This is a genomic window from Paraconexibacter sp., from assembly GCF_059438195.1.
In genome coordinates this window covers 22,279-32,634 of sequence record NZ_JBLKKY010000004.1, presented here as the reverse complement: position 1 = coordinate 32,634, position 10,356 = coordinate 22,279, and the positions used below count along the sequence as shown (strand labels likewise).

The following is a 10,356-nucleotide window of genomic DNA, read 5'->3' as shown; positions in this document are numbered from 1 at the left end:
ATGGCCGTCGTGCCGCTCACGGCCGGCCTCGACCTCGGCCGCGACGCTCTCGGCGGGAAGGCCTGGGGCATCGTCGAGATGCTCCGGCTGGGCATCCCCGTCCCGCCGGCGTTCTGCATCACGACCGACGAGTGCGCCGAGTGCGCGCGGGCCGGCGAGGTGCGCGCGGAGATCCGCGACGCGCTCCCGGCGGCGATGCGGACGCTCGAGGAGGCGACGGGCCGGCGCTTCGGCGACGCGGAGCGGCCCCTCCTCGTCTCGGTCCGCTCGGGCGCGGCGATCTCGATGCCCGGGATGATGGACACGGTCCTCAACCTCGGCATGGACGACGCGGTGCAGGACGGCCTCGCGCGGCTCACCGGCGACGCGGCGTTCGCGGCGAACACCCGCGAGCGGTTCGTCGCCCAGTACACCGAGGTGATCGGCGCCGTCCCGCCGGCCGATCCCCAGGAGCAGCTGCTCGGCGCGATCAGGGCCGTCTTCGACTCGTGGCGGTCCGACCGCGCGGTGCACTACCGGGAGAACCGCGGAATCGACCACGACCTCGGGACGGCGGTGACCGTCCAGGCGATGGTGTTCGGCAACCTCGACGCCCGCTCGGGCACCGGCGTGCTCTTCACGCGCGACCCGCTCAGCGGCGCGCCCGAGCCGTTCGGCGAGTGGCTCCCCGAGGCCCAGGGCGAGGACGTCGTCTCCGGCAGCCACGACCCGCTCCATCTCGCGGACCTCGACGCGACGATGCCCGGCGTCCATGACGACCTCCTCGCGCACGCGCGGACGCTCGAGCGCGAGCACCGCGACATGCAGGACATCGAGTTCACCGTGGAGGCGGGGAGGCTGTGGCTGCTGCAGGCCCGCGCGGGGAAGCGCTCGCCCGACGCCGCGGTCCGGCTCGCGGTGGCGCTCGCGGAGGAGGGGCTCATCAGCACCGGTGAGGCGCTGGACCGCGTGAACCCCGAGACGGTCGAGGCGATGATGAAGGAGCACGTCGACCCGGCGGCGCGCGCGAGCGCAGAGGTCGTCGCGTCCGGGCGGCCGGCCTGCCCGGGCTTCGCGCGCGGCGTCGTCGTCGTCGACGTCGACGAGGCCGAGGAGCGCGCCGCCGACGGCGAGAGCGTCGTCCTCGCCCGCCCGGTGACGACGCCGAACGACCTGCGGGCGATGTCGGTCGTCGACGCGATCGTCACCGAGCTCGGGGGCGCGACCTCGCACGCCGCGGTCGTGAGCCGCGAGCTCGGCGTCCCCTGCGTCGTCGGCGCCGGCAAGGAGACCGTGACGACGATGGACGGCCGGACCGTCACCGTCGTCGCGACCGACGGCCTCGTCTACCGCGGCGAGCTCGGGACCGTCGCCGCCTCGGAGACCGAGGACCCCGCGCTCGCCCGCCTCGCCGAGTGGGCGCGCGAGGAGGCCGACGCCGGCGACGACGTCCCGCTTCCCGACCTCCTCACGGCGCGCGCCCAGGGCTCGCCGTCGGCCGCGGCCGGATGACGTTCGTCCAGACATGGTGTTCGAACTGTGGACATCATGTCCGAATGTCGTGTACGATCGACCCGGGAGGAGGTCCCGACCGCCGGTTCGGGAGGGAGAGACGTGCACGACCTTGATGCCCGAGTGACCACCATGGCCCCGCCGACCCTGCGAGGAGCCCTCGAGGACGCGCTCGCCGTCGGCGGCGCGGTCGAGCGGCTCTTCCGCGCCGAGACGAGCGTGACGTTCAGGGTCACGGACCGCCCCGAGGACTCGCTGACGCTCCTCCTCGACCGCCGCCCCTGCGAGGTCGTCGGTCCGGAGCCGGCCGAGATCGAGATCGTGCTCGATTCGGCACAGGCCGGGCGCTTCGCGACCGGCGCGCTTCCTCTCCCGAGCGCGATCGCCTCCGGCGAGGTGACCTACCGCGGCCCGGTCCGCCGCTTCCTCCTCGTCGAGCCCGTCCTGCGGGGTGCGCTCGCCGATCTCGCGGGCACGGACACCGCAGCGGCCGAGTCGCTCGCCCCCCGGGGCGAGGCGGCGACGATCGACCCCGAGCTGCTCGCGATCGAGACGCGCGGACTGCACAAGGCCTTCGGCTCGCATCGCGTGCTCCAAGGGCTCGACCTGGGGATCCCCGAAGGCGCGATCTCGGTCGTCCTCGGCCCGTCGGGCACCGGCAAGAGCGTCCTCCTCCAGCACATCATCGGGCTCGTGCAGCCCGACGCGGGGGACGTCCTCATCCGCGGGCGGACGCTGGCGACGATGGCGCGGCGCGAGGTGCTCGCCCTGCGCCGCCGCATCGGTGTCATGTTCCAGGACGGCGCGCTGTTCAGCACGATGAGCGTCTTCGACAACGTCGCCTTCCCGCTGCGCCAGCACACGAGCCTCACCGACGCGCAGGTCCGCGAGGTCGTCGAGGGGCATCTCGCGAGCGTCGGGCTCGCCGACGCGGCGGGCCGCATGCCGAACCAGCTCTCGGGCGGCATGCGCAAGCGCGCGGGACTCGCCCGCGCCCTCGTCCTCAACCCGACCATCATGCTCTGCGACGAGCCCGATTCGGGGCTCGACCCGGTCCGCACGGCGCTGCTCGCCGATCTCCTCGTCGAGCAGCACGCCCGCTTCGGCGGGGCGATGGTCGTCGTCACGCACAACGTCATGCTCGCCCGGCGCGTCGCCGATCACGTCTCGATCCTCTGGCGCGGGCGCGTGCTCGAGAGCGGCCTCGCCGAGGACGTCTTCGCGTCCGAGACCCCCTTCGTCCAGCAGTTCCTCGCCGGGGAGGCCGAGGGACCGCTCGGGATGGATCAATGAGCGCTCCGACGCCGACCGACGCATCGCTCCTCGGCGACGCCGCCCGGGCGCGCAACCCGATCCACTCGGGGTCCTGCGCACCCGGCATCGGGTGGTCGACGATCAACGCCGGCGAGGCGATCCCGGGCGTCGTGACGCCGCTCACCTGGAGCGTCTTCGGCGACGGGGTCGAGGGTACGATGCGCGGCGCGTTCGTCGACCTCGGGGTGCTCCCGGACAACGAGATCCCCGAGCGGGTCGAGGAGCGCCTCTGGGCCCTCTTCTACGGCCGCGCCGCCGGCAACCTCGAGACCTTCCGAATGCTCGGCGATCGCACGCCCGGCTCCGGCGGCAACGCCGTCGAGGAGCAGATCTTCGGCTCGGTGCGACCCGGGAAGGTCGACCGGCCGTCCCGCGGCCGCTATCCGGTCATCGCCCTGAAGATGCCGGTCGCCGCGATGCGCGTCGGACCCCGGCTGCGGGCGGCGACCGCCGACACGCATCCCTGGTGGCAGAGCTCGGTCGCATCCCCCGCCGAGACCCCCGACGCCGCGCAGCGGCGCTTCGCCGAGGCCTACGCGCGCTTCGAGCAGGTGATGCGCCCGCACACCCTCGCGGCGATGCTCTGCCAGGCGCTCTTCGAGCAGATCCGCGCGGCCGCGGAGCGCGCCGGCCGCGACGGGCTCGAGACGAGCCTCGTCACCGGCTACGGCGACATGGCGGAGACCGCGGTCGTGAGCGATCTCTGGGCCGTGTCCCGCGACGAGCTCGACCTCGACGAGTTCGTCCGCCGGCACGGCTTCCACGGGCCGAACGAGGGGGAGATCGCGGCGCGGGTCTGGCGGCTGGACCGCGCGCCGCTCGAGCGGCTCGTGCGCAGCTACCGCTCGATGAGCGACGAGCGCGATCCCCGTCGCGTCGAGGCGGCCCGGGGCGATGCGCGCCGCGCGGCCGAGGCCGAGCTGCTCGCCGCGACGCCCCGCGCGCTGCGCGGGCCGACCCGGGCTCTCCTCGCCGTCGCCGCCCGCCTCATCCCGCTGCGCGGCCTCGGCAAGGCGTCGTTCCTGCAGTGCAACGACGTCATGCGCGCGGCGGCGACGACCTACGGCGAGCACCTCGCCGAGCAGGGCCTCCTCGAGACGCCGGCCGACGTCGTCATGCTCACGAAGGACGAGCTGCTCGCGGCGCAGCCGCCCGCCGGGCTCGCCGGCGCCGCCGCCGGCCGCCGCGCGATCCACGCCGAGTACCGGACGATCGAGCTGCCCGACGTGTGGGAGGGCATGCCCGAGGTGCGGCCGGTCGCGACCCCCGCCGAGGCGGACGCGGACATCGCGTCGATCGTCGTCACCGGCGCGCCGGTGAGCCCGGGCGTCGTCGAGGGCGTGGCGAAGGTCATCGTCGACCCGGAGGGCGACGACGAGCTCGAGGACGGCGAGATCCTCGTCTGCCGCACGACCGACCCGAGCTGGGCGTCGCTCATGATGGTCGCCTCCGCGCTCGTCATCGACATCGGCGGCGCGATCAGCCACGGCGCGATCGTCGCCCGGGAGCTCGGCATCCCCTGCGTCATCGGGACGCGCGACGGCTCGTCGCTGCTGCGCACCGGCGACCGCATCCGCGTCGACGCCGACCGCGGGGAGGTGACCGTCCTTGCGCGAGGGTGACCCTCTCACCGAGGTGTCGCGCCGGGAGCGGCTCACCCGGCTCGCGCAGGTCCACGGGCAGCTGCGGCGCTGCGCCGACGTGCCCGAGCTGCTCGCCCGCGGCTCCGCGCTCGCCACCGAGGTCTGCGGCTTCGACCGCGCCGTCGTGCTGGGCGTCGCCGACGGCCGTCTCACCGCGGAGGACAGCGGCGTCCTCGCCGACCGCGGGAGCGACCTCATGCGCCGCACCGTGCTCGCCGAGCCCGTGCCGATCGCGCCCGGCTCGCCCGAGTCGGCGGTCGCACGCGGCGACGGGCCGCTGTGCGGCAGCGGCGCCGACGCCGGCCCGCTCGCCTCCCGCCTCGCGCTGCGCGAGCACATCGTCGTCGGCGTCGCCCCCGACGCCTGGGTCGTCGCGCTCCTCGTCCTCGACCGCGTGGGTCCCGCGGTCGGCGACGACGACGCAGCCCTCGCCGCCGTGTTCGCGATGGCGCTCGGGATGGAGCTCGAGCGGATCGTGCAGCGCGTCCGCGCGGCCGACCTCGCCGAGGAGCTGCGCCAGCACCAGGCCGCCTCGCAGGCGCTCGCCCGCGAGATGCTCGACGGCTCGGCCGCGCTTCCGAGCGTCTCGACCGGCTCTCCGTTCCTCCAGTTCGACGCGCCCGCCACCCTGCCCGCCGACACGCTCGCCGAGCTCCTCACCGCCGCCGAGACGCGCGTCGCCGTCCTCCTCGCCCGCGGCCGCTCCAACCGCCAGATCGCCGACGAGCTGTACCTCTCTCCCGAGACGGTGAAGACCCACGTCGCCAACGTGCTGCGCAAGGTCGGCGCGTCCAACCGCGCCGAGGCGGTCTACCGGCTCATCGAGCTGACGCGCAGGGCCTGAGCCCGGCCCGGGCGGCGGGTGCCCGCGGGAGGCGACGTGTGGAGATCCGGCGACGCGGAGCGTCGGTGGAGCGACGCACGGCGCGCGCCGAGTCCGGGACGGCGCCTGGACTTGCCGCCGGCCCTGTGGGAGTGTCGTGCCGACGGTCCTGCGCAGCGAGGCGACGGAGGCGATGGCGATGGGCGATGAGCTCGACGATCTGCGGCGCCGGCTCGAGGCGGCGGAGGCCGAACTCGAGGCGATGCGACGGGCCGGCGGCGATGGGCGCCGCCGCAGGCGGTGGCGGCCTGTCGGGCAGACCCGCATGGTGGTCCTCGCCAGCGTGATCCTCGGGCTGCTGGTCGCGCCGTTCGGCATCGCCGCCACGGGCGACCTGCTGCGTGAGGGCGTCCGCAACGGCACGACGAGCAGCGAGACGGAGATCATCGGCCGGTTCAACGCGACGAGCGGTGCGAAGGGCGGCTACGTGACGCGCCAGTCCAACACGCAGACCGGGGCGCGGGCCGGAGGTGGCGCGATCTACGGGTGTCGTGGCGCGGCGGGCGGCACCGCGGCCGGGTCGGCGCCGTGCCTGCGCGCGAGCAACCTCGCCAACGGGTTCGCGTTCGAGTTCGCCTCCAAGTCGGGGGCCGCGGGCCTGTTCGAGGTCGCCTCCGCCGCCGACGCGCCGTTCGCCACCAACGGCACGGGCCTCGTCGCGAACCTCAACGCCGACCGGCTCGACGGCGCGCAGCTGAGCGACATCGAAGCGGCGATCGCCGCCACCGCAGGGCCGCGGCCGCCCAGCGGCCCTGCGGGCGGTGACCTCACGGGCACGTACCCGAACCCGACGATCGCCGACGATGCGGTGGACAGCGCGGCCATCGCCGACGACGCCGTCACGACGGCGCACATCGCCGACGACGCGGTGCGCTCCTCCGCGCTGGGCCGGACGACGAGGCGCTTGGGAGCGGGGACGCCGATCCTCCCGGGCGACTCCGGCTTCGCGTCCGTCTCCTGCCTGCCGGGCGAGATCGCCCTCTCGGGCGGCGGCAACTGGAGCATCAACTCGCCGACTGCGCAGCAGCTGGCGCTGAAGGACTCGTTCCCCACGCCCGCCAACGACTCGACCGGCTGGGCCGTCACCGGAGAGAACAACGGGACGACCACCCGCTCGGTGTTCGCGTTCGTCCTGTGCCTCGAGGCCGGCTGAGCCGCACGAGCCCCGGGGCGGCCGTGTTGCCGAACGCGATCGGCCGGCTCGGCGCGCGGCGCCGAGCGCCGCGGGGGGGCGGCGACGGACGCTCCGCGCGGCCCCGCCCCCTCACGTCCCGCAGTACGTCACGTGCTCGCCCGCATCGGGCGGGGCCGGCCGCGCGTACTCCTCGCGCCCCTCGCGCTCTTCGAACGGGCGCCGGACGACCTCGACGAGGCGACGGTAGGGCTCCATGTCGCCGACGGTCGCCTGGGTGAGCGCGTCCTCGACGACGTGGTTGCGGGGGATGTAGACCGGGTTGACGCGGTCCATGAGGTCGGGGTCGGGGCCGAGGTCGCGCCAGCGGGCGACCCAGGCGTCGAAGGCGGCGGGCGCGCCGACGACGGAGCCGAGCGCGGCCTCGTCACCGCGGCCCGCGCGCGCGAGCGCGCGGAAGAACGACGTCCAGTCGACCTCGTGGTCGTGGAGGAGGCGGAGGAGGTCGTCGACGAGCCCCTCGTCGTGGGCGACGCCGTCGGGCAGGCCGAGCTTCTCGTGCAGTGCCTTCGACCAGCGCCGCGTGAAGCGCTCCGGGTAGGTCGCGAGGACCTCGGTCGCGGCGTTCGCGGCCGCCTTCGTGTCGTCGTCGATGAGCGGCAGGAGCGACTCGGCGAGACGCGCGAGGTTCCACTGGGCGACGTGCGGCTGCTGGCCGTAGGCGTAGCGGCCGCCGTGGTCGATCGAGCTGAAGACCGTCCCGGGGTCGTAGGCGTCCATGAACGCGCACGGGCCGTAGTCGATCGACTCGCCCGAGATCGTCATGTTGTCGGTGTTCATCACGCCGTGGATGAACCCGACCGCCATCCACCGCGCGACGAGCGCCGCCTGGGCGTCGACCACGGCGTCGAAGAAGGCGAGAGCGGGGTTGTCGGCCTCGGCGGCGGACGGGTGGTGGCGCGCGATCGCGTGGTCGAGGAGCCGCCGCAGGAGATCGCCGTCCCCGAGGGTCCCGGCGACGAACTGGAACGTCCCGACGCGGAGGTGGCTCGCAGCGACGCGGACGAGCACGGCTCCGGGGAGGAACGACTCGCGTCGCACCTGCTCGCCGGTCGCGACGACGGCGAGCGCGCGCGTCGTCGGGATGCCCAGCGCGTGGAGCGCCTCGCCGACGACGTGCTCGCGGAGCATCGGGCCGACCGCGGCCTTCCCGTCGCCGCCGCGGGCGAACGGCGTGCGGCCGGAGCCCTTGAGGTGGACGTCGCGACGGCGTCCCTCCGCGTCGACGACCTCGCCGAGGAGCAGCGCGCGCCCGTCGCCGAGGCGCGGCGAGTACGCACCGAACTGGTGGCCGGCGTAGCCCTGCGCGACGGTCGGGACGCCCTCGGGGACCGACGTGCCCGTGAGGAGGGCGACGCCCTCCGGGCGCCTCAGCGCGTCGGGGTCCGAGCCGAGCTCGCGGGCGAGATCCTCGGTGAGGACGAGGAGCTCCGGCGCCGGAGGCGCGTCGGCCTGCCACGGGACGTAGAGACCTTCGAGGTCGCGGACGTAGGTGTTGTCGGCGAGCGGGAGCGGGGCGGAGGAGACGGTCATGAGAGGAGGGTCCAGGGGTCGAAGGCCTCGATCGGGATGACGCGCACGCGCGGCAGCTCGACGGTGAACGCCTGCATGTCGTCCTCGAGGTCGAAGATCTCGAGCCCGTGGGTCGTGAGGGCGGACAGCTGGGTGCTCACGAGCTCGCGGAAGCCCGCGACGGCGACGCGACGGGTGTCGTCGCGCGCGAGGACGGCCATCGCCTCGGCGAAGTCGCCGTCGTGGCTCACGAGGACGACGTCGCCGCTCTCGCGCTCGGCGAGCGCCTCGAGCGTCCGCTCGATCGCGACGTCGACGACCTTCACCTCGGGCGGCCCGGAGAGGAGGACCGGGCGGTAGCCGATCGTCGTCACCGCCTGCACGAAGGGCATCGGGACCTGCCCGGTGCCGTTGAGGTAGAAGATCCCGCGGACGGGCTGATCCCATGCGTCACGCGCGTGGTCGAGGACGCGGTCCCAGCGCGGGCGCTCCTCGGGCGCCGGCCGCCGGCCGAGCAGGCTGCCGCCGAGCGTGGCGTCGATGTTCTCGCCGTCGACGAGGAGGAAGGTCTCCCGCGGGGTCATCCTCCTGAGGCTATCGGCGCGTCGCCGGCGCCCCTCGGCGCCCGACCGCGCTCAGCGCGCGCCGCGGTCGTCGATGACCTCCCCGAGTCGCGAGCGGTCGCCCTCGGGATCGTCGGGTGCATCGGCACCCGGACTCTGGGGGCCGCCCGGATGGGGGTGCGCGGAGATGCCGCTCCCGCGCCGCGTGAGCATGAGGCCGAGCGCGAGGAGCAGCCCGGCGACGACGAGCATGACGATGAGGGTGTCGGCGACGGCGAGGACCATGCCTGCCGCTACCCGGAGACGCGGCCGCAACCGCCCGCCTCGGGAGAGACTCGCTCGAAGGCGACGTGCGCGCCGGTCCTGGGCGACGTCGCTCTCCTCTCCGATAGCGTGGCCGCTCCGGTCGGGTGGCGCACGCACACCGACCAAGGGGAGGCAGGACCGCATGACATGCAGGGGGAGGCGACGTCGCGTCGCCATCACGACGGCCGCGGTCGCCGGGACGGCCGTGCTCGCCGCGGCGCCGGCGCACGCCGGGACCGTCGGCGTCGTCGGCAACGGGGGGATCCTCAGCTTCACCGCCGCGCCGCTCGAGGTGAACTCCGTCACCGTGGTGCCCGCCGCGAGCGGATCGCTCGTCTTCCGCGACGCGCTCAACGTGACGACCGCGACGTCGCCGGGCTGCGTCAACGTCGACCCGCTCACGGTCGTCTGCGACACGGCGCTCGCGGCGGGCGGCGTCGGCGTCATCCTCGGGGACGGCGACGACGGGGCCGTCGTCAGCGCGCCCCGGCCGACGAGCGTCTTCGTCGACGGCGGGCCGGGGGCCGACCTCGTCACGACCGGTGCGACCGACGACGTCGTCGACGGCGGCGCCGGGAGCGACCGGATCTCGACCGGGCTCGGCGAGGACACGATCAACGGCGACGGCTTCGACCCGGCGGGGAACGGGAGCAGCGTTCCGGTCGGCGACGACGCCATCGACGGAGGGGCCGACGACGACACGGTCCTCTACCGGTCGGCGCCGAGCCGGGTCCGGGTCGACCTCGACGACGGCCGGGCGCGCGGCGGCGGCGGCGACGACGTCCTCTCCGACGTCGAGAACGTCGACGGGTCGGACTTCGACGACGACCTCCGCGGGGACGACGGGGGCAACCGGATCCGCGGCGGGCGGGGCGATGACCGCGTCGTCGCCCGCCGGGGTGAGGACGCCGTCATCGTCGAGGGCGACGACACTGTGAGCGGCGGCGCCGGCGGAGACGTCATCCTCGGCGCGGACGACGGTGAGCCCACGGCGGGCGACTTCCGCTGCGGCAGCGGGGGTCGGGACGTCGTCTCGCCGACGCCCGCGGTCCCGAAGCCCTCCCGGCCGCGGTACGAGGTCGACCGCGACTGCGAGCGCATCGAGATCCGGCCGCTCGGGAGCACCGATCCCGACGGCCTCGTCGATCCGCGCCTCAGGCGGCGTGGCGGCGGGCGGGTGTTCGTCCGCTTCCACCGGCTCGAGCGCGAGCGCGACGCGAGGTCGATCCGCGTCCGCCTCCGCAGCGACGACGCGGACCGCCGCACGCTCGGCACCGCCCGCGTCCGCATCCCGCGCGGCTCGGGCACCGTCTCGCGGACCGCGAGGGTGTCGCTCAACGCGCGCGGCCGGCGGTTGCTGAAGCCCGGGCGCACGCGCGACGTCGTCCTCGAGCTGAGCTCGGAGGGCTTCGCTCCGGTCATCGTCACCGTGCGGTAGCGACGGCGCAGCCG

At 74.9% G+C, this 10,356-nt stretch carries 9 protein-coding genes; 6 read left to right on the top strand and 3 right to left on the bottom strand.

Annotated elements, in window-relative coordinates; genetic code table 11:
* From ACME2J_RS02325 to ACME2J_RS02305, 5 genes are all read left to right on the top strand, one after another.
* Positions 1-1,491, top strand: a complete 1,491-nt coding sequence (locus tag ACME2J_RS02325) for a pyruvate, phosphate dikinase (RefSeq protein WP_495543253.1) — start codon at positions 1-3, stop codon at positions 1,489-1,491.
* Between the two features lie 132 nt (positions 1,492-1,623).
* Positions 1,624-2,784, top strand: coding sequence for an ABC transporter ATP-binding protein (locus ACME2J_RS02320; RefSeq protein ID WP_495543341.1), 1,161 nt, complete (start codon positions 1,624-1,626; stop codon positions 2,782-2,784).
* Entirely contained in the window at positions 2,781-4,427 is a 1,647-nt protein-coding gene (locus tag ACME2J_RS02315) for a PEP-utilizing enzyme (protein ID WP_495543252.1), read from the top strand. Before ACME2J_RS02320 ends, ACME2J_RS02315 begins: the two co-directional genes overlap by 4 nt.
* Positions 4,428-4,440: 13 nt before the next feature.
* Positions 4,441-5,292 carry a helix-turn-helix transcriptional regulator gene (locus ACME2J_RS02310; RefSeq protein WP_495543251.1) on the top strand — a complete coding sequence of 284 codons (852 nt, stop codon included), beginning with the start codon at positions 4,441-4,443 and terminating at the stop codon, positions 5,290-5,292.
* 136 nt (positions 5,293-5,428) lie between these two features.
* The gene (locus ACME2J_RS02305) at positions 5,429-6,484 is read left to right on the top strand and encodes a hypothetical protein (RefSeq protein WP_495543250.1); all 1,056 of its coding nucleotides are present in this window, start codon (positions 5,429-5,431) and stop codon (positions 6,482-6,484) included.
* Positions 6,485-6,595: 111 nt separating this feature from the next.
* Here ACME2J_RS02305 and ACME2J_RS02300 read toward each other — a convergent pair whose 3' ends face one another.
* Genes ACME2J_RS02300 through ACME2J_RS02290 form a run of 3 tightly spaced genes read right to left on the bottom strand, consistent with a single transcriptional unit; the run spans position 6,596 to position 8,883 of the window.
* Positions 6,596-8,056: a protein adenylyltransferase SelO gene (locus ACME2J_RS02300; RefSeq protein ID WP_495543249.1), complete on the bottom strand. Its 1,461-nt coding sequence runs from the start codon at positions 8,054-8,056 to the stop codon at positions 6,596-6,598.
* Complete coding sequence (locus tag ACME2J_RS02295; protein ID WP_495543248.1) at positions 8,053-8,619, bottom strand: NYN domain-containing protein; 567 nt, start codon at positions 8,617-8,619, stop codon at positions 8,053-8,055. Before ACME2J_RS02295 ends, ACME2J_RS02300 begins: the two co-directional genes overlap by 4 nt.
* A gap of 51 nt (positions 8,620-8,670) precedes the next feature.
* Entirely contained in the window at positions 8,671-8,883 is a 213-nt protein-coding gene (locus tag ACME2J_RS02290) for a hypothetical protein (protein ID WP_495543247.1), read from the bottom strand.
* A gap of 163 nt (positions 8,884-9,046) precedes the next feature.
* Here ACME2J_RS02290 and ACME2J_RS02285 point away from each other — a divergent pair, with 163 nt between their 5' ends.
* Entirely contained in the window at positions 9,047-10,342 is a 1,296-nt protein-coding gene (locus tag ACME2J_RS02285; RefSeq protein ID WP_495543246.1) for a hypothetical protein, read from the top strand.
* Positions 10,343-10,356: the final 14 nt, after the last annotated feature.

What these genes read in the sequence shown, in the direction of transcription:
- ACME2J_RS02325 (WP_495543253.1), top strand. Translation starts at nt 1, where the DNA reads ATGGCCGTCGTGCCGCTCACGGCCGGCCTCGACCTCGGCCGCGACGCT.
- ACME2J_RS02320 (WP_495543341.1), top strand. Translation starts at nt 1,624, where the DNA reads ATGGCCCCGCCGACCCTGCGAGGAGCCCTCGAGGACGCGCTCGCCGTC.
- ACME2J_RS02315 (WP_495543252.1), top strand. Translation starts at nt 2,781, where the DNA reads ATGAGCGCTCCGACGCCGACCGACGCATCGCTCCTCGGCGACGCCGCC.
- ACME2J_RS02300 (WP_495543249.1), bottom strand. Translation starts at nt 8,056, where the DNA reads ATGACCGTCTCCTCCGCCCCGCTCCCGCTCGCCGACAACACCTACGTC.
- ACME2J_RS02295 (WP_495543248.1), bottom strand. Translation starts at nt 8,619, where the DNA reads ATGACCCCGCGGGAGACCTTCCTCCTCGTCGACGGCGAGAACATCGAC.
- ACME2J_RS02290 (WP_495543247.1), bottom strand. Translation starts at nt 8,883, where the DNA reads ATGGTCCTCGCCGTCGCCGACACCCTCATCGTCATGCTCGTCGTCGCC.
- ACME2J_RS02285 (WP_495543246.1), top strand. Translation starts at nt 9,047, where the DNA reads ATGACATGCAGGGGGAGGCGACGTCGCGTCGCCATCACGACGGCCGCG.